Source organism: Cellulomonas taurus (assembly GCF_012931845.1).
GTDB lineage: Bacteria > Actinomycetota > Actinomycetes > Actinomycetales > Cellulomonadaceae > Cellulomonas > Cellulomonas taurus.
This window is the reverse complement of the sequence record NZ_CP051884.1, coordinates 336,576-353,507: the sequence shown is the minus strand read 5'-3', so window position 1 is coordinate 353,507 and position 16,932 is coordinate 336,576. Positions and strand designations below refer to the sequence as shown.

Genomic DNA, 16,932 nt, shown 5'->3' with positions numbered 1-16,932 from the left:
CCACCGCCGTCTACGCTGGACGGCATGGCTCGCGTCCTGCTGTTCCTCCTGATCATCGCCCTCGCCGTCTATGCGGCGGTGGACGTGACCAACAGCGACTCCCGCGACCGGCGCGGGCTGCCCGCCGGGTTGTGGCTCGTGATCGTGGTGATCTTCCCGATCCTGGGACCGGTGCTGTGGTTCGTGGTCAGCCGGTCGCAGCGCGCGGCGACCGCCGGCGGCCCGGGTGTCGGTGGCGGCGCCGGACGGCCGTCAGCAGGCCCAGGTCAGCCGCGTCGCGGGCCGGTGGCGCCGGATGACGACCCGGACTTCCTGTGGCGGTTGGAGCAGGAGCAGCGCAAGCGCCAGCGCGAGCAGGGCGACACCGACGGCACTGTCGACGAGGGTCGCTCCGAGTAGCCGGTCGGAGCGCCGGTCCTGCCTGCTCGGGCCCGGGATCGTCCCGGCCCGGTCGGCTCAGATGCCGGAGTAGGAGTGCTTCCCGGTGACGAACAGGTTCACCACGGTGAAGTTCGCCAGCACGGCCGCGTAGCCCACGAATACGAAGTAGGCGGCACGACGACCGGCCCAACCGCGGGTGGTGCGGGCGTGCAGGTAGGCGGCGTAGACCACCCAGGCGATGAAGGTGCCGACCTCCTTGGGGTCCCAGCCCCAGTACCGGCCCCAGGCCTGCTCGGCCCAGATCGCGCCGCCGATCAGGGTCAGCGTCCAGAGCACGAAGCCGATCGCGTTCAGCCGGAACGACAGCGCCTCGAGCTGCCGGGCCGAGGGCACCGTGCGCAGCCACGCGAAGGCGGGGCCGGTCACCCGCCAGCGGGCCAGGCCACGGTTCTTCTCCACCCGGGACCGGCCGGACTCGCGTCCGTCCTGCAGCAGCTGGAGGACGGACGTGGCGAAGGCGACGGTGAACACGCCGGTGGCGGTGATCGCGACGCCGACGTGGATGACCAGCCAGTAGTTCTGCAGGGCGGGCTGCACCGCGTCGGCCTGCACGTAGAACGCGTTCAGGCCGAGCACCAGGGCCAGCACCGCGATGCCCATCACCACGACGCCGAGGAACGGGATCACCCGGCGGCGCTGCACCAGGACCAGCACCACCGCGGCGACGAAGGTGCCGACCAGGGTGAACTCGTACATGTTGGCGGTGGGCCAGCGACCGGCGGCGATGCCCCGGGTCACGATGCCGATACCGAGCAGGACGAGCCCGAGCCAGGAGGTGCTGCGGGCGATGCCGTTCGCCGCGCGGGAGTTCGCCACCCCGGTGTCGGCCGGTTCCTCGGCAGCGGCGGGCGGCTGGTCGTCGACCGGGAGGATCAGGCCGCCCCCGGCGCCGACGGCCGCCTTCTCCGCCTTGGCGGCGGCGATCTTGCGCGCCCGCTCCCGGCGGTGCTCGGCGGTGGCGGCGTCGGCCACCCGGGCCAGTGCCACCGAGTACGCGATCAGGGCGATGGTGAATGCCGTCGCGGCACCCCAGACCAGCAGGGTGCTGATGTCGCCGATTGCCATGTTCCGCCGTCCTCCGTCAGCCCACGCGTCGCACGTCGGGGTCACGATCGAGCAGGCGGTCCATCGCCCGGTCCAGCTCTGCTTGCAGCCCCACGTCGTCACCGCGTGCCAAGGCCGCGGCGGTCACCACTGTACGGCCAGTGCCGGGACCTTCGTCCTGAGACCCGGTGGGGTCTGCGTCACGCAGGCGCAGCCAGATCCGGCGGCGCGGGATGAACAGCGAGGCGGCCAGACCGGCGAAGGCGAGCAGCGCGAACACCAGCACCCAGAGCAGCGAGGGGTCGTGCCGCAGGTCCAGTGCCACGAACCGGGGCAGCGACTCGAAGCTGATCGTGCCCAGCCCGTCCGGCAGATCCACCGTCTCGCCCGGTCGCAGGTACAGGGTGAGGGCGGTGCCGTCGTCCTCGGTCACCTGGGTCAGGCCGGTCTCGTCCAGCTGGTAGACGTTCTGCGGGATGCCGTCGTCCAGCCCCAGGTCACCGGTCCAGACGGCGAGCGCCAATAGCGGGTCGTTCGGCTGCGGGTCGGTGGAGCGGTACACCCCGGCGCCGATGGACTCGGCGGTGGGCAGCAGCACCCCCTGCAGGCCGATCTGCGGGCCGGAGGTCACGTCGGGGACCTTGATGACGCCCTGGGAGGTGTACACGGTGTCCTGCGGCAGGAACGGGACGGCACCGGAGAAGGTGACGTTGCCCTCGGGGTCCCGGACGGTGACCTGCGGGGCGTAGCCGTTGCCCTGGAGGTAGATCTTGGCGCCGCCGGTCTCCAGCGGATGGTTCACCTTGATGATCTCCGACCGCGGCTCGGCACCCGGTTCGGTGAGCGTGACGTCGGCGGTGAAGTCGCGTGACTGCAGGGTGTCCGGGTCGAACCGGCTCTCGAAGGAGTCCAGCCGCAGGCTGAACGGTGCCAGCGAGGACGGGTCGAAGGCGGTGCCGGACTCGAAGGTGTCGTAGTCGCTCTGGGTGTTCGCGAACGCCCGGCCCTCGACGATGATCGCCTGCCCCCGGTAGTGCAGCAGCTGTCCGGTGGCGACGGCGATCAACAGTCCGACCAGCGCGAGGTGGAACACCAGGTTGCCGGTCTCACGCAGGTACCCGCGCTCGGCGGCGACGCTCCACACGCCCCGGCCCTCGTCCTTGACGTCCACCCGGAACCGGCGACCGGCGCCCAGCACCGCGGCGGCCCGGCGGGCGACCTGCTCCGGCGTCCCGTCGAGCTCGCCCTCGGCCCGGGCCGGGAAGCGGTCGAAGCGGCGCGGGGCCTTGGGCGGACGGCTGCGCATCGCCCGCCAGTGCGTCTTCGACCGGGGCAGGATGCAGCCGACCAGGGAGACGAACAGCAGCAGGTAGATCGCGGAGAACCAGATCGACGAGTACACGTCGAAGACCTGCAACCGGTCCAGGAACGGGCCGAGGGTCGGGTGGTCGGCGAGGTAGGTGGCGACCTTGTCCGGGTCCTGGGCGTTCTGCGGCCAGACGGTGCCGGGCACGGCGGCCACCGCGAGCAGCATCAGCAGCAGCAGGGCGACCCGCATGCTGGTCAGCTGCCGCCACATCCAGCGCAGCCAGCCGACCACGCCGATGGACGGCACCTGCGCGGGCGCCGGGCTGCCCGGCTCGCTGAACGCGTCCTCGAGGCCCTCGGGGCGGTAACTGCTCTGGGTCATCGGGTCACACCGCCGGGATGAAGGGCTGGGAGTCGGTCAGGATGCCTTGCAGCCAGGTCGCCAGGTGCCCCCACACCCCGGTGACCATCGCGAGGCCGAGTGCGATCAGCAGACCGCCACCGACCCGCATCACCGCGACCTTGTGCCGGCCGAGCCAGTTCAGCACCCGGCGGCTGCGCTGCACCCCGAAGGACACCAGCACGAACGGGACACCGAGGCCGATGCAGAACGCCAGGGCGAGCAGCGCACCCCGGCCCGCCGAACCCCCGTCCAGCGACAGCGCGAGGATCGCCGCCAGGGTGGGGCCGATGCAGGGGGTCCAGCCGATGCCGAAGGTGATGCCGAGCACCGGGGCGCCCCACAGCCCGGCGCGCGGGGCGATCAGGCGGCGACGGTCCTGCTGCCAGAACGGCAGCAGTCCGCAGAACGCGAGGCCCATCACGATGGTGACGACACCGAGCGCCCGGGTGACCGGGTCCTGCCACTGCAGCAGCAGTCGACCGAGCGACCCGGCCAGCGAGCCGTAGGCCAGGAACACCGCGGTGAATCCGGCGACGAAGAGCAACACCCCGGCGACCAGGCGGCCACGGGCGGGTCGGGTCTCGGTCGCGACCCCGAGCCGTCCGGGCTGTGCGGGCAGCCCACCGGTGGGCGCCACGGCCGCCGACATGCCACCGAGGTACCCGAGGTAGCCGGGCACCAGGGGCAGCACACAGGGCGAGGCGAAGGACACCAGTCCGGCCAGGATCGCCACCGGCACCGCGACCAGCAGCGATCCGCTCGCTGCGGTCTGGGCGAAGTCGGCGCCCACCGACGCCGGGATCACGCCGGGTCCTCGGCCAGGGCCTCCTCGACCAGAGCACGCAGGGTCGATCCCTCGGCCATGCCGACGATCCGGGCGAAGACCTTGCCCTGGCGGTCCAGCACGACGGTGGTCGGGGTCGCCTGGATCGGGACCACGCCCTGCAACGCGGCGACCGCCGCCTTGTCCCGGTCGTCGATGCTCGGGTAGGGCACGTCGAAGGTGCGCTGGAAGGACTCGGCGGCGCCCGCGTCGTCCACCCCGTTGATGCCGAGCACGTGCAGGCCCTGGTCCGCGTAGTCGTTGGCGATGTCGACCAGGTCCGCTGCCTCCTCGCGGCAGGGCGGGCAGGCGGCGTACCAGGTGTTCAGCACCACGACGTCACCAAGCCAGTCGCCGGTGTCTTGGGCGGCGCCCGCGTAGTCGGTGCCGGAGACCGAGACCGGCCCCTGCCGGTCGCCGACCACCCAGGAGGTGAAGGACCCGTCCTGCGACTGGTACCCGGCGTCGGTGGTGGCGCTGCCGGAGGGCGAGCCGGCGGAGCAGGCGGTGAGGGCGAACAGACCGGCGGCCAGTGCGGCGGCGGTGACGGTCCGGCGGCTGATCCGGGAGGTCATGCCCCTGCCACCGCCGAGGCACCGGGCAGGAGGTCGGCGGCCGGTTCGGTGTAGCCGATGCCCACCAGCCGATCGTCGTCGTAGGTGATGCTGGTCAGGCTGGCGAGGGAGCACTGGCGGCGACGGGGGTCGTGCCACAGCCGACGGTTCTCCAGCGCCCGGCGGGTGATCCACACCGGCAGCTGATGGCTGACCAGCACCGCCTCGTGACCGCGCGCCTCGTCCCGGGCCCGCTCGACCACCGCGACCATCCGGGCCACCTGCTCGGTGTAGGGCTCGCCCCAGGACGGGCGGAAGGGATTGACCAGCAGCGGCCAGTGCCGCGGGTGACGGAGCGATCCGTCGCCGACCCCGAAGGTCATGCCCTCGAAGGCGTTCTCCGCCTCGATCAGACCCTCGTCGGTGCGGATCTCCAGGCCCAGGGCGGCCGCGATCGGCGCGGCGGTCTCCTGGGCGCGCTGCAACGGGGAGGCGTAGAGCACCGTGACGTCCCGGCGCGGGCCGTCGGCCTCGCCTGCCAGGTACGCGGCCACCTTCTCGGCCATCGCGACGCCGCGCTCGGAGAGGTGGTAGCCGGGCAGCCGGCCGTACAGCAGCCCCTCCGGGTTGTGCACTTCGCCGTGCCGCATCAGGTGGACGGTGGTGGTGACCATGGGGTCAGTCTCGCAAACGAGTCTGGGTGCCCGGGACTAGTCGTCGTCCCGGTCGGTCTGCAGCGCCGCGCCGACCGCCGCCATCGCCTCGCCGAGTGCCCGCAGCTGCTCCGGGGAGAGCACGTCGACCAGGTGGTGTCGCACCGAGCTGACGTGCGAGGGGGCCGCGTCCGCCAGGCGCTGGTAGCCGATCGGGGTCATGGTGCAGTTCACGCCGCGGGCGTCCTGCAGGCAGGGGGTGCGCTCGACCAGACCGGCCGACTCCATCCGCCGGATGGTGTGGGTCAACCGGCTGCGGGAGTGCGCCAGCTCACCGGCGAGCTCGGACATCCGCAGGGTGCGCTCCGGCGCCTCGGAGAGCCGGACCAGCACCTCGTACTCGCCGAGGGACAGTCCGGTGTCCTGCTCCAGCTCGTGGCCGAGCACGTCCAACAGTCGCGCCGTACCGTCGCGGTAGGCCCGCCACCAGCCCTGTTCGTCGTCGTTGAGCCACTGCACCTCGGTCACCGCAGCATCCTTCCACGCCACCCCTTGCATCCTGGTCGCCACTGTAGTAGAAATCTCAACTACCAGCGATTGACGCTTCAACTATCGAGGATGGACATCATGACCGCTCTCCCCACCGGCCTCGTCGCCGGCACCTGGAACATCGACCCGTCGCACACCGAGGCGTCCTTCACCGTCCGTCACGCCGGCATCTCCAAGGTGCGCGGCACCGTGGCCGTGACCGGTGGCACCATCACCGTGGGCGACGACCTGGAGGTGTCCGGGGTCACCGCGACGCTCGACCCGTCCACCATCTCCACCGGTGACGCCGGTCGCGACGGCCACCTGAAGAGCGGCGACTTCTTCGACGTGGAGAAGTTCGGCGACTGGACCTTCACCTCCACCTCGGTGAAGAACGACGGCGACGACTACGTCGTGACCGGCGACCTGACCATCCACGGCGTGACCAAGTCCGTCGACCTGAAGGTCGAGTTCGGTGGCGCGGCGACCGACCCGTTCGGCAACCAGCGCGCCGGGTTCTCCGCCGCCCTGACGATCTCCCGCAAGGAGTTCGACCTGACCTGGAACGCCGCCCTGGAGACCGGTGGCGTCCTGGTGTCGGACAAGGTGAACATCGCCCTCGAGGTCTCGGCCATCAAGGCCTGATCTCCCCCAGCCCACGAGGGCCCGGTCGCGCACTCCCCCTGCCGTGACCGGGCCCTCGTGCTGTGCGCGGGTGCTGGCGCAGCTCGGCGGCGGCGAGTTCGGTGGTTCGGCCCCGAGTGCGGTGGCTGGGGTGCCGAACTCGGGGCGGATGTGCCGAAGTCGACGGCAGCCGGTCAGGAAGTCGGCGGCGGGTCGGTCGGAAGTCGGCGCTGGGGCGGTCAGGAGTCGGCGCTGAGGCGGCGGGCGTGGAAGGCGACGATCTGGAGCTCGGAGCCGAGGTCGACCTCGCGGACCTCGACGTCGTCCGGGACCCGGACGGTGCGCGGGGCGAAGTTCAGGATGCCGGAGACCCCGGCGGCCACCAGACGGTCGGCGGTCTGCTGGGCGGCGGAGGCGGGCGTGGCGAGGATGGCGATCGTGGCCTGACCCTCCTGGACCACGGCCTCCAGCTCGGTGGCGTGCCGCACCCGGTGCCCGGCGACCGTCGTGCCGACCACACTCGGGTCGGTGTCGACCAGGCCGACCAGCTCGAAGCTGCGGTCGGCGAAGCCGGAGTAGGTGGCGAGCGCGTGGCCGAGGTTACCGATCCCGACGATGACCAGACGGCGCTCCTCGGTCATGCCGAGCACCTGGGCGATCTGGCGGCGCAGGCTGTCCACCTCGTAGCCGACCCCGCGTCGCCCACCCGCACCGAGGTACGACAGGTCCTTGCGCAGCTGCGCCGGTGAGACCCCGACCAACTCGGCCAGCTGGTCGGAGGACACGGTGTGCACGCTCTCCGATGCCAGACCGCCGAGCGAGCGCAGGTATCCCGGCAGTCGGGCGACGGTGGTCGACGGCAGGGGGCGCACGGTCCCAGGTTAGAGCGTCGAGGACCGGTTCATGGCCGCGACGAGCAGATCGGCGTCGATCTGCCAGTAGCCAGCCCGCCGGCCGTCGACCTCCAACACCGGGAGCAGCTCCCCGTAGACCTCCGCCGCCGGGCGACCGTCCCCGGTGCGCACGGCGGGGTCGTCGACGTCCAGCTCGACCCAGTCGGTGCCGCAGACCTCCCGCACGACGTCCCGCGCCGCCTCGCAGAGATGACACCCCGAACGGGTGTAGAGCGTGACGCGGCTGGGGGTGGGCGGTGTGGGCACAGGACGAGCGTAGGCCGCTTCGTTACAGTGGCCGGGTGCCCCAGCCCACGACTCACGACGGCAGTCACCAGCCGACGGTGGACGGTCGGGTCGTGGGCGAGATCGTCGCCGAGACCACGGCGCCGCCTGCCCCGTCACCGGTGGCCGCGTTCTTCGACGTGGACAACACGATCATCCGCGGGGCCAGCGCCTTCCATCTGGGCGTGGGCCTGTACCGCCGCGGATTCTTCAAGACGGTCGACGTGCTGCGGTTCGGGCTCAACCTGGCGCACTACCTCACCTTCGGCGAGAGCAAGAAGCAGATCGACGAGGTGCGGGACCGGGCGCTCAGCATCATGCGCGGCCGCTCGGTGGCCGAGGTGCTGACGCTGGCGGAGGACGTCTACGACGAGGTGCTGTCGCTGCGGATCTTCCCCGGCACCCAGCGACTGCTGGAACAGCACCTGCGGGCCGGCCACCAGGTGTGGCTGGTCACCGCGACCCCGACCGAGATCGGTGATCTGATCGCCCGTCGACTGGGTGCGACCGGGTCGCTGGGCACGATCGCCGAGCACACCGACGGCTTCTACACCGGGCGGCTGGTCGGCGACATGATGCACGGCGAGGCGAAGGCCGAGGGTGTCCGGGCACTGGCGGAGAAGCTGGGGCTCGACCTGAGCCAGTCCTTCGCCTACGGCGACTCCGCGCACGACGTGCCCCTGCTGTCCGAGGTCGGCTTCCCGTGCGCGATCAACCCGGACGCCCGCCTGCGACGGCACGCGGCAGAGGTCGGCTGGCCGATGCGCGAGTTCCGCAACCGGCGCGCGCAGACCCGTCGTGGCGTCGACGCCGCCACCGCGGCCGGATCGATCTGGGCGCTCGCGCTGGTCGCCCGTGCCATCCAGCGACGCCTCCGTGGCCGCTGAGTCACCGGCGAGTCCGCACGCGGGAGCGCGGGCGGACGTGCGGGCCGGACGGATCGACGACGCGCAGGCGCTGGCCGAGCTGGCGGCGCTGACCTTTCCGCTGGCCTGCCCGGCGGACATGCCCGCCGCGGATCAGCGAGCGTTCATCGCGGCACACCTGACGGCTGAGCACTTCGCCGGTCACCTGAGCACCGCCGGGCACCTGGTGATCGTGGCCGAGGACGCCGGGCGGCTGGACGGGTACACCCTGACGCTGGTCGGCGAGCCGTTGGACCCGGAGCTGTCGGCGGTGGTCGCCGATCCGGTCAGCACCGCGTACCTGTCCAAGTGCTACGTGCATCCGCGGGCGCAGGGCAGCGGCCTGGCCGGTCGGCTGATGGCCGCCACCCTGGATGCCGCCCGCGCGGCCGGGGCGGTGCAGATCGTGCTCGGGGTGAATGGCCAGAACGCGCGGGCGCAGGCGTTCTACCGGCGGGCCGGGTTCGCCGTGGCGGGCGAGCGGACGTTCACCGTCGGCCGACGCGTCGAGCGGGACCTCGTCCTCAGCCGCACGCTCTGAGGTTGCGCAACCCGGGGGTTGCTCAGCCGGTGGATTGGCGTTCGGTGATCGAGAAGTCGGTGATGACCTGCCGGGGTGTGGACGGGGCGGTGCCCTCGATCCGCTGACGGAGGAAGTCGACGGCCGTGCGGGCGATCTGCTCCAGGCCCGGCGCCACCGAGGTCAGGGTCGGCGCCGAGTAGGCGGTCTCCTCCGTGTCGTCGAAGCCGATCACCGCGACGTCGTCCGGGATGCCGCGCCCGTACCTCCGCAGGGCGTGCATCGCACCCAGCGCCACCGCGTCGTTGAGGCCGAAGACCGCGTCGATCTCCACCCCGGCGTCCAGCAGGCGGGTCATCGCGGCATCACCGGTGGAGCGGTGCCAGGCACCGGCCTCGGCGACCAGCCGCTCGTCGACGGCGATCCCGGCGGCGGTCATCGCCTCCCGGTAGCCCTGGACGCGCAGGGCGGCGGTGCCGATCCGCTCCCCCGGGTGGGCGCCGATCACCGCGATCCGTCGTCGGCCCCGGGCCAGCAGGTGTTCCGTGGCGGCCCGGGCGGCGGCGATGTTGTCCATCGTGACGTGATCGGTCGGCCCGCCGAACACCCGCTCGCCGAGCAGCACCATCGGGAAGTCCACGTCGAAGAGGTCGACGTCCTCCTGGCCCAGGGCCAGCGGGGAGAAGATCAACCCGTCGGTGAGGTGCCGGACCCGCGAGCCGAGCGCCTCGATCTCCCGCTCCCGGTTGGCGTTGGTCTGCTCGATCAGCACCAGGATCCCGTGCTCCTCGGCGATCCGGATGATCGTCTGGGCGAGTTCGGCGAAGTACGGCAGCCCCAGCTCCGGCAGGGCCAGACCGATCATGCCGGTCCGACCCTGCCGCAGGCTCCGGGCGGTGATGTTCACCCGGTAGTCGAGCTCGCTGATCGCGTCCTCGACCCGGGACTTGGTGGCCGGGCGGATGTGCGGGTAGCCGTTGATCACATTGGACACGGTCTTCACCGACACCCCGGCCAGCTGGGCGACATCGTGCATGGTGGCCCCGCTGCTGCGTCGGGCAGCACTCACTGTGGCCTCCTCGCTCCGACCCCCCGTGGTTCTAGCACATCAGCGCCCACCGAGTCCGGTCGTCGCCACCGCCTTGACGATCTGGCGCTGGAACAGCATGAACAGGATGATCAACGGGGCCGCCGCGATCATGGCCGATGCCATCGTCTGGGCGTAGATCGTGCCGTAGGCGTTCTTCACCGTGGACAGTCCGACCGGCAGGGTCATCAGGTCTGGGTTGTTGGTCACGATGAACGGCCAGAGGAAGTTGTTCCAGGCCCCGATGAACACGAAGATCCCGACCGCGGACACGATGGGCCGGGAGATCGGCAGCACGATCGACCAGAACGTCCGCCAGTGCCCGGCACCGTCCACCCGCGCCGCGTCCTCCAGCTCCTGCGGGATCTCCGCGAAGAACTTGGCGAAGATGTAGACCATCACCGGTGCGACCAGCTGCGGCAGGATCACGCCCCAGTAGGTGTCGACGGCGTTGATCGCCTGCATCTGGCGGAACAGCGGCACGATCAGGATCTGTCCCGGGATGGCGATCAGCGCGATCGTCCCGGCGAACAGCAGGTTGCGGCCGCGGAACCGAGTACGGGCGAAGCCGTAGCCGGCCAGCGCGCACAGGGCGACGGTCAGGATCGTGACGGCACCGGCGATCAGCAGCGTGTTGCCCATCCAGCGCATCACCTCACCGCGGGAGAGCACCGTGGTGTAGTTCGCCAGCGTGAAGCCGCCGTCCGGGATCCATTGCAACGGCGTGGCCTGCGCCTGCGCCTCGGTCTTGAAGCTGGTGCTGATCGCCCAGAGCATCGGCAGCAGCCAGCTCGCGGCCATCACGACCAGGATGATCACCGCCAGGGTGGTGGCGACCTTGGACTGGCCGAGCACCAGGGCCCGGGTCCGGCGGTTGTCGTCGCGGCGCTCGATCCAGCCGCGGCGCAGTCTCATCGAATCAACGGCCACGGCCGGCCTCCCGACGACGGGTGGTGATCAGCTGGAACACCAGCGTCACCACGATGATCAGGGCGAAGAAGATGTACGACATCGCGGAGGCGTAGCCCATCCGGTAGCCGGTGAAGCCGGTGTCGTAGATGTACTGCAGGATCGGCCGGGTCACGCCGCCGGGTCCGGAGCCGCCGTTGAAGGCGATGAACATCTGGTCGAAGACCTTCAGCGACGCCAGCACCTGCAACACCGTGATCAGCACCGTGGTGCCCTTGAGCTGCGGCAGCGTGATCGAGAACAGTCGTCGCCAGGAGCCGGCACCGTCCAGCGCGGCGGCCTCGTACATCTGGTCCGGGATCGCCTGGAGCGCCGACAGGTAGAGCAGGAAGTTGAACCCGACCGTCCACCACAGGGTGAGAAGCACCATCGACCACATCGCGACGTTGGTGTCGGTCAGCCAGCCGACCTTGTCCAGACCGAACCGGTCCAGCCAGTAGTTGAGGAAGCCGATCTCGGGCTGGAACAGCCAGACCCAGATCTGCACCACGACCGCCACCGGCAGCATGTACGGGGCGAAGAAGGCCAGCCGCCACAGCCACTGACCGGGTAGGCCGGTGTAGACCAGCAGCGCCATCACCAGCGCGACCAGCACCAGCGGGACGGTGCTCATCACGGTGAAGGCGATGGTGTGGCCGAGGGTGGCCCACATGGTGCTGTCACCGAGGGCCTCGGTGTAGTTGTCGAAGCCGACCCAGCCGCCGTTGCCCATCAACGACTGCTCGGTGAAGCTCAAGCCCAGGCCGTACAGGGTGGGCACGATCAGGAACAGGACGGCGATCACCAGGAACGGGACCACGAACGGCCAGCCACGACCCTCCCTTCCCCGGCGTCGGCGCGGACGGGGGTCGGTGAGCGCGGTGGCGGCGGCGCCGGTGCGGGTGGGATTGATCTGCGTGGTCATCACGGTCTCCTCACGCCGGCGGCTTGGTCTGCAGGGCGGCGTTCAGGCGGTCGATCAGCCCGTCCACCGCCGTCTCGGGCGATCCCTTGTCCAGCCATGCCGCCTGCAGCACCTCGCCGACCCGGGCCTGGAAGTCCGACCCGGAGCCGGTGAACCACGCCTGCGGATCGAAGACGGCGTTCTCGCTGGCGGAGGCGTAGTGCGCCTGCGGCACCTCGGCCTGGTAGTCGGCCGACTCGGTGACGGTCCGGTTGGCCGGGATGTGTCCGCCCTGGCTCCACAGCAGCGACTTGTTCAGCATCGCGGCCACCGTGCGGTAGGCGGCGTCGCGCTTGGCCGGGTCGGCGTTCACCTGGTGCGGCAGCACGAAGCAGTGCGAGTCGCCGTAGGTGCCCGGGGTGCCGAACAGGGTGGGCATCGGCATCGCGTCGACGTCCACCCCCGCGTTCTGGAAGGTCGGCAGCTCCCAGTTCCCGTTGAAGCACATGCCGACCCGGCCGGTGCTGAACGAGGCGACGGCGGCGTTGTAGTCGCTGTTCGCGATCGCCACCGTGTCGTCCAGCATCGACTGCACGAAGGTGACGACCTCGATCAGCTTGTCCCGGTCGAGCACCGCGTCCTGGCCGGGGGTGAGGGTGATCTCGCCGCCGGTCTGGCCGTACAGGCCCCAGAGCATCCGGGACATCTGCGAGCCGTCGCCGGTGTAGCCGTAGCCGATCCCGGCGTACCCGGTGACCTCGGCCATCGCGCGTCCGGCGTCCAGGAAGCCCTGCGGGGAATCGACACCGGTCAGCTTGCCGTCCGAGCCGAGGATGCCCGCCTGGTCGGCGAGTCCCCGGTCGAAGAACAGCAGGAAGGCGTGGAAGTCGAGCGGGACGGCCCAGAGCTGGCCGTCGATGGTGGCCCGCTCCCACAGTGCGGGCGGGAACGAGTCCTCGGTGACGCCGTGTTCGGCGAGCAGGTCCAGGTCCCAGGGGTCGAGCACTCCGCCGGGGACCCAGCCGGCGACCCGGGTCAGGTGCATCACGGCCAGGTCGGGTGAGCGACCACCCACCGACGCCATGATGAGCTTGGTGTAGTAGGGAGCGCCCCAGGTCAGCACCACCGGGTCGATGGCGAGCCGGGGGTCCTCGTTCTGCACCTCGGAGAGCATCTGCTGGAAGATGCCGCCGTCACCGCCGGTGAACAGGTGCCACATCTGGATCCGGGTCGCCCCGGTCGCGGCGGCCGATCCGCCACAACCACTCAGCGCCCACGAGCCGGCGAGGGCGCCGGCTCCGAGCATCGCGCCGCGGATCAATGACCGCCGGCTGATGCCCTGACTGTTCGGTGAGATCACCGTTGACCTCCTCCACCTGCAGGCTGGCGCGCGTCAGGCGCCTGGTTCTTCAACGTTGAAGAGCCGCCGGAAGTGAGTGAAGCAGCGGGGGCATGCGGCGTCAAGGGTTTGGTACATCGTTGTAGAGAACCGCAGGAATCGGACATGACGAAGGCGCCCGCGCCGACCTGGGTCGACGGGACGCCTCCGGTTCACAGCCGCCTCAACGGGCGGCGGTGATCACTTCTTGTTGCGACGCTGGTGACGCGTCTTGCGCAGCAGCTTGCGGTGCTTCTTCTTCGCCATGCGCTTGCGGCGCTTCTTGATGACGGAGCCCATGGGTCCTCACTCGCTTCCGGTGGCGAGCGCGTGGGGCGTCCGCCGGTTGTGGTCGATCGACGCGCAGCACGCCCCGCGGACGAAGCCCGCGAGACCCCCGCGCACGGGAAAGTCCGCCCCCACCTTAGTCGATCCGACGCAGTGACCGCGCCACGACCGCCTCAGAGGTCGAAGATCAGGACGAGATCCGGCGCTGACCAGCCGCACCGGAACCGCCGTCCTGCTCCGCCGACTCCACGTCGAACTGCGCCGTGGCCAGGTACTGGTCCAACGCGTCCTGCGGAACCCGGAACGAGCGACCGACCCGCACCGCCGGCATCTCACCGGAGTGCAGCAGGCGGTAGACGGTCATCTTCGACACCCGCATCGCCTCGGCGACCTCGGCCACGGTGAGGAACCGGACGCGCCGGGGCTGCTCGCTCATGCTGGCCGCTCATTTCGTCGTGGCACGTCGGGTGCGGTGGGTGGACGGGGCAACTGTAGTGGTTAGGGGGTTCCCTGTGAAAGGTGGGACGGGTGAGGTTCACTCAGTCGACAGCGGGGTCGAGCCCCAGCGCCGGGAAGGCCGCCCGCCGGGTCGCGGTGATGGCCCGATCCACCGCGTCGTCCGGGTCGAATCCGGCGCTCCACGGCCGCCACCGCAGGTCAGCGCCGTCGGTCATCGACCCGGGAGCCTCCCGGCCGTACAGCGCCACCACCTGGTCCAGCCACTCCCGGGGAACCCGGGCCGCCGGATCGACCGGGCGGTGGGTGGCCTCGCCCAGCAGGTGCGTCCAGGCGCGCGGCACCACGTCCACCACGGCATAGCCACCGCCGCCCAGTGCGAGCCAGCGACCGTCCGCGACCTCGTGCGCCAGGGCATGCAGCCACGAGGTCGCCAGCCGCTCGGCGTCCACGCTCACGTCCAGGTTGGCGATCGGGTCCTCGACGTGGGCGTCGCAGCCGTGCTGGGTCACCAGGAACTGCGGGTCGAAGGCGCGCAGCACCTCCGGCACCACCGCGTCGATCGCCCGCAACCACCCGGCGTCCCCGGTGTGCGCCGGCAGCGCGAGGTTCACCGCTCCGCCGATCGCCGCCGGGCCACCGATGTCCACCGGATCGCCGGTGCCGGGGAACAGGGTGTGGCCGCTCTCGTGCACCGAGACGGTCAGCACCCGCGGGTCGTTCCAGAACGCCGCCTGCACCCCATCACCGTGATGGGCGTCGATGTCGACATAGGCGACGCGTTCCGCGCCCGCCGCCAGCAGCTCCCGAATCGCGACCGCCGCGTCGTTGTAGACGCAGAAACCGGAGGCGGCGCCCGGCATCGCATGGTGCATCCCGCCGGTCAGGTTCACCGCGTGCGTCACCTCGCCACGCCAGACCGCCAGTGCCGCGTCCCGACTGCCGGTCACCACCCGGGCGGCCGCCTCGTGCATCGCCGGGAACACCGGGTCGTCCTCGGTGCCGATCCCCCGGGCAGGGTCCCCGGCTCCCCCGTCCGAGGCCCGGCGCACCGCCGCGACGTACTCCGGGTCGTGGACGGTCAGCAACAGCTCGTCCGACGCGGGCTCGGCACCCACCACCTGCACATCGGCGTGATCGAGCAGACCAAGGGCCCCGGCCAGCCGGATCGTGAGGTCCAACCGCAGGGGAGCCATGGGGTGCCCGGGGCCGAAGTCGTAATCCAGCAGCTCGGGGGTCCACACCACGCGCACCCGCTGCGACATGCCCCTACCGTAGACGGGCCCGCGCGCGTGGGAGAGTTGGCCGCCGGAAGACGGACGAGCAGTGGACGGAGGGTCGATGGCACGGGGTCTGCCCGGTGTGCTCTGGTCGGGCCGCGAACTCGTCGACCGCCTGGCACGCCAGTCACCCGCACGCCTGGCACTGGGCGTGTTCGCCGGGGTGATCGCGCTGGTCACAGCACTGCTGTCGCTGCCCTTCGCCACCACCTCCGGCCACCGTGCGCCCTTCGTCGACGCACTGTTCACAGCCACCTCGGCGGTCTGCGTCACCGGGCTGGTCACCGTCGACACCGGGACCTACTGGTCCACCGCCGGGCAGGTCGTGATCCTGATCGCGATCAAGATCGGTGGACTCGGCGTGATGACGCTGGCGTCGATCCTCGGCCTGGCCGTGTCGCGGCGGATCGGACTGACCCAGCGGCTGCTGGTCACCTCGGAGACCAAGACCACCCGATTGGGCGAGGTCGGCTCGCTGCTGCGCACCGTGATCGTGACCTCCACGCTGCTCGAGGTCGTGATCGCGCTGGTGCTGGTCCCCCGGTTGCGGATCGTCGGCGACTCCTGGGGCGAGGCCGCCTGGCACGGGCTGTTCTACGCGGTGTCGGCCTTCAACAACGCGGGCTTCGTGCCCACCGCCGAGGGGCTGCGACCGTTCGCCGGTGACTGGTGGATGCTGCTGCCGATCATCATCGGCGTGTTCATCGGCTCGCTCGGCTTCCCGGTGATCCTGAACGTGATGAAGCGGCTGCGGCGGCCGCGGCGCTGGAGCCTGCACTCCAAGCTCACCATTGTGACCAGCCTCGGTCTGGTCGCCTTCGGCACCCTCATGGTCGCCGCCTTCGAGTGGACGAATCCGCGCACCCTGGGCGGAGTGGGCTGGAACGAGACGCTGCTGGCCTCGTTGTTCGCCGGGGTGATGCCGCGATCAGGCGGCTTCGCGACCGTCGACATCGCCGCGATGCACGAGAGCACCTGGCTGCTGAACGACGCCCTGATGTTCGTCGGCGGCGGCTCGGCGTCCACCGCCGGTGGGATCAAGGTGACCACGCTGGCGGTGATGCTGCTGGCGATCCGCGCCGAGGCCCGGGGCGACAAGGACGTCGAGGCCTACGGTCGCCGGATCCCGCGCGAGGCGTTGCAGGTGGCGATCGCGGTCTCCCTGGTGTCGGCCACCGTGGTGCTGACCGCGTCCCTGCTGCTGCTGGCCATCGTGCCCGGCGAGACGCTGGACGTGGTGCTGTTCGAGGTGATCTCCGCCTTCGCGACGTGTGGGCTGAGCACCGGACTGACCCCTGACCTGCCGGACGCGGGCAAGTACGTGCTCACCGTCCTGATGTTCATCGGCCGGACCGGCACGATGACGCTGGCCGCGGCGTTGGCGCTGCGCAGTCGTCGTCGGGTCATCCGGCTGCCCGAGGAAAGGCCGATCATTGGATGACAACGCCCGGACCGGCGACGGTCCGTACCAGGACGAGCTGAGCTCCGACTCCGCACCCACCGGACCCGGGCCCTTCGGTCGACGACCGGGCCGTGAGCCCCGGGACGCCCGTGGCCCCGGTGGCGGGCGCCCCGAGCCGCGGCAGCGCGAGGAGTCGCCGGAGCGTGGA

20 protein-coding genes are annotated in these 16,932 nt (G+C 70.9%); 5 read left to right on the top strand and 15 right to left on the bottom strand.

Translation table 11 applies throughout. From position 1 onward, the window contains the following. Positions 1–24: 24 nt before the first annotated feature. On the top strand, positions 25–399 hold the full coding sequence (locus HGK68_RS01600; RefSeq protein ID WP_169164385.1) for a PLD nuclease N-terminal domain-containing protein: 375 nt from the start codon (positions 25–27) through the stop codon (positions 397–399). Positions 400–456: 57 nt separating this feature from the next. On the opposite strand, the gene ccsB is transcribed toward HGK68_RS01600, so the two are convergent. From ccsB to HGK68_RS01570, 6 genes are read right to left on the bottom strand one after another with little or no spacing between them, the layout of a single operon-like run. Then, complete coding sequence (gene ccsB / locus HGK68_RS01595) at positions 457–1,506, bottom strand: c-type cytochrome biogenesis protein CcsB (protein WP_169164384.1); 1,050 nt, start codon at positions 1,504–1,506, stop codon at positions 457–459. Positions 1,507–1,522: 16 nt separating this feature from the next. Further along, positions 1,523–3,175: a cytochrome c biogenesis protein ResB gene (gene resB, locus HGK68_RS01590; protein WP_169164383.1), complete on the bottom strand. Its 1,653-nt coding sequence runs from the start codon at positions 3,173–3,175 to the stop codon at positions 1,523–1,525. A gap of 4 nt (positions 3,176–3,179) precedes the next feature. Then, the gene (locus HGK68_RS01585; protein ID WP_246260496.1) at positions 3,180–4,001 is read right to left on the bottom strand and encodes a cytochrome c biogenesis CcdA family protein; all 822 of its coding nucleotides are present in this window, start codon (positions 3,999–4,001) and stop codon (positions 3,180–3,182) included. Continuing rightward, the gene (locus HGK68_RS01580; protein WP_169164382.1) at positions 3,998–4,594 is read right to left on the bottom strand and encodes a TlpA family protein disulfide reductase; all 597 of its coding nucleotides are present in this window, start codon (positions 4,592–4,594) and stop codon (positions 3,998–4,000) included. Before HGK68_RS01580 ends, HGK68_RS01585 begins: the two co-directional genes overlap by 4 nt. After that, positions 4,591–5,247, bottom strand: a complete 657-nt coding sequence (locus tag HGK68_RS01575; RefSeq protein WP_169164381.1) for a histidine phosphatase family protein — start codon at positions 5,245–5,247, stop codon at positions 4,591–4,593. Before HGK68_RS01575 ends, HGK68_RS01580 begins: the two co-directional genes overlap by 4 nt. Before the next feature lie 36 nt (positions 5,248–5,283). After that, positions 5,284–5,784 (bottom strand): MarR family winged helix-turn-helix transcriptional regulator, encoded by a 501-nt coding sequence (locus HGK68_RS01570; RefSeq protein ID WP_169164380.1) that lies wholly within the window; start codon positions 5,782–5,784, stop codon positions 5,284–5,286. Positions 5,785–5,853: 69 nt separating this feature from the next. Here HGK68_RS01570 and HGK68_RS01565 point away from each other — a divergent pair, with 69 nt between their 5' ends. Continuing rightward, the gene (locus tag HGK68_RS01565; protein ID WP_169164379.1) at positions 5,854–6,399 is read left to right on the top strand and encodes a YceI family protein; all 546 of its coding nucleotides are present in this window, start codon (positions 5,854–5,856) and stop codon (positions 6,397–6,399) included. A gap of 218 nt (positions 6,400–6,617) precedes the next feature. Here HGK68_RS01565 and HGK68_RS01560 read toward each other — a convergent pair whose 3' ends face one another. Next, a complete protein-coding gene (locus HGK68_RS01560) occupies positions 6,618–7,250 on the bottom strand; it encodes a redox-sensing transcriptional repressor Rex (RefSeq protein ID WP_169164378.1) in 633 nt (210 codons plus the stop codon). Positions 7,251–7,259: 9 nt separating this feature from the next. Continuing rightward, positions 7,260–7,538, bottom strand: coding sequence for a glutaredoxin family protein (locus tag HGK68_RS01555; RefSeq protein WP_169164377.1), 279 nt, complete (start codon positions 7,536–7,538; stop codon positions 7,260–7,262). Between the two features lie 92 nt (positions 7,539–7,630). Here HGK68_RS01555 and HGK68_RS01550 point away from each other — a divergent pair, with 92 nt between their 5' ends. Together HGK68_RS01550 and HGK68_RS01545 are read left to right on the top strand one after the other, a co-directional pair. After that, positions 7,631–8,443 carry an HAD family hydrolase gene (locus HGK68_RS01550; RefSeq protein ID WP_246260677.1) on the top strand — a complete coding sequence of 271 codons (813 nt, stop codon included), beginning with the start codon at positions 7,631–7,633 and terminating at the stop codon, positions 8,441–8,443. Next, a complete protein-coding gene (locus tag HGK68_RS01545; RefSeq protein ID WP_246260494.1) occupies positions 8,433–9,002 on the top strand; it encodes a GNAT family N-acetyltransferase in 570 nt (189 codons plus the stop codon). The genes HGK68_RS01550 and HGK68_RS01545 overlap by 11 nt, the downstream gene beginning before the upstream one ends. Positions 9,003–9,024: 22 nt before the next feature. On the opposite strand, the gene HGK68_RS01540 is transcribed toward HGK68_RS01545, so the two are convergent. The 7 genes from HGK68_RS01540 to HGK68_RS01510 all read right to left on the bottom strand — a co-directional run bounded on the left by HGK68_RS01540 (position 9,025) and on the right by HGK68_RS01510 (position 15,307). Continuing rightward, complete coding sequence (locus HGK68_RS01540) at positions 9,025–10,050, bottom strand: LacI family DNA-binding transcriptional regulator (RefSeq protein WP_343036982.1); 1,026 nt, start codon at positions 10,048–10,050, stop codon at positions 9,025–9,027. Between the two features lie 39 nt (positions 10,051–10,089). Then, the gene (locus HGK68_RS01535; RefSeq protein WP_169164376.1) at positions 10,090–10,983 is read right to left on the bottom strand and encodes a carbohydrate ABC transporter permease; all 894 of its coding nucleotides are present in this window, start codon (positions 10,981–10,983) and stop codon (positions 10,090–10,092) included. Positions 10,984–10,987: 4 nt separating this feature from the next. Beyond that, positions 10,988–11,941, bottom strand: a complete 954-nt coding sequence (locus tag HGK68_RS01530) for a carbohydrate ABC transporter permease (RefSeq protein ID WP_169164375.1) — start codon at positions 11,939–11,941, stop codon at positions 10,988–10,990. 10 nt (positions 11,942–11,951) lie between these two features. Further along, positions 11,952–13,280, bottom strand: coding sequence for an extracellular solute-binding protein (locus HGK68_RS01525; RefSeq protein WP_169164374.1), 1,329 nt, complete (start codon positions 13,278–13,280; stop codon positions 11,952–11,954). Between the two features lie 219 nt (positions 13,281–13,499). Further along, the gene (locus HGK68_RS01520; RefSeq protein WP_003792170.1) at positions 13,500–13,598 is read right to left on the bottom strand and encodes a 30S ribosomal protein bS22; all 99 of its coding nucleotides are present in this window, start codon (positions 13,596–13,598) and stop codon (positions 13,500–13,502) included. Between the two features lie 175 nt (positions 13,599–13,773). Next, positions 13,774–14,022: a helix-turn-helix domain-containing protein gene (locus HGK68_RS01515; RefSeq protein ID WP_169164373.1), complete on the bottom strand. Its 249-nt coding sequence runs from the start codon at positions 14,020–14,022 to the stop codon at positions 13,774–13,776. Positions 14,023–14,125: 103 nt separating this feature from the next. Continuing rightward, on the bottom strand, positions 14,126–15,307 hold the full coding sequence (locus HGK68_RS01510; protein WP_169164372.1) for an acetoin utilization protein AcuC: 1,182 nt from the start codon (positions 15,305–15,307) through the stop codon (positions 14,126–14,128). Positions 15,308–15,383: 76 nt separating this feature from the next. Between HGK68_RS01510 and HGK68_RS01505 the strand changes: the two genes are divergently transcribed. Continuing rightward, entirely contained in the window at positions 15,384–16,763 is a 1,380-nt protein-coding gene (locus HGK68_RS01505; protein WP_169164371.1) for a TrkH family potassium uptake protein, read from the top strand. The last annotated feature ends 169 nt before the right edge of the window (positions 16,764–16,932 follow it).

Bases quoted from the DNA above. Each gene is read 5' to 3' on its own strand.
- ccsB (WP_169164384.1), bottom strand. From the start codon at position 1,506: ATGGCAATCGGCGACATCAGCACCCTGCTGGTCTGGGGTGCCGCGACG.
- HGK68_RS01520 (WP_003792170.1), bottom strand. From the start codon at position 13,598: ATGGGCTCCGTCATCAAGAAGCGCCGCAAGCGCATGGCGAAGAAGAAG.
- HGK68_RS01575 (WP_169164381.1), bottom strand. From the start codon at position 5,247: ATGGTCACCACCACCGTCCACCTGATGCGGCACGGCGAAGTGCACAAC.
- resB (WP_169164383.1), bottom strand. From the start codon at position 3,175: ATGACCCAGAGCAGTTACCGCCCCGAGGGCCTCGAGGACGCGTTCAGC.
- HGK68_RS01580 (WP_169164382.1), bottom strand. From the start codon at position 4,594: ATGACCTCCCGGATCAGCCGCCGGACCGTCACCGCCGCCGCACTGGCC.
- HGK68_RS01505 (WP_169164371.1), top strand. From the start codon at position 15,384: ATGGCACGGGGTCTGCCCGGTGTGCTCTGGTCGGGCCGCGAACTCGTC.
- HGK68_RS01565 (WP_169164379.1), top strand. From the start codon at position 5,854: ATGACCGCTCTCCCCACCGGCCTCGTCGCCGGCACCTGGAACATCGAC.
- HGK68_RS01535 (WP_169164376.1), bottom strand. From the start codon at position 10,983: ATGAGACTGCGCCGCGGCTGGATCGAGCGCCGCGACGACAACCGCCGG.
- HGK68_RS01600 (WP_169164385.1), top strand. From the start codon at position 25: ATGGCTCGCGTCCTGCTGTTCCTCCTGATCATCGCCCTCGCCGTCTAT.
- HGK68_RS01530 (WP_169164375.1), bottom strand. From the start codon at position 11,941: ATGACCACGCAGATCAATCCCACCCGCACCGGCGCCGCCGCCACCGCG.
- HGK68_RS01570 (WP_169164380.1), bottom strand. From the start codon at position 5,784: ATGCAAGGGGTGGCGTGGAAGGATGCTGCGGTGACCGAGGTGCAGTGG.
- HGK68_RS01510 (WP_169164372.1), bottom strand. From the start codon at position 15,307: ATGTCGCAGCGGGTGCGCGTGGTGTGGACCCCCGAGCTGCTGGATTAC.
- HGK68_RS01515 (WP_169164373.1), bottom strand. From the start codon at position 14,022: ATGAGCGAGCAGCCCCGGCGCGTCCGGTTCCTCACCGTGGCCGAGGTC.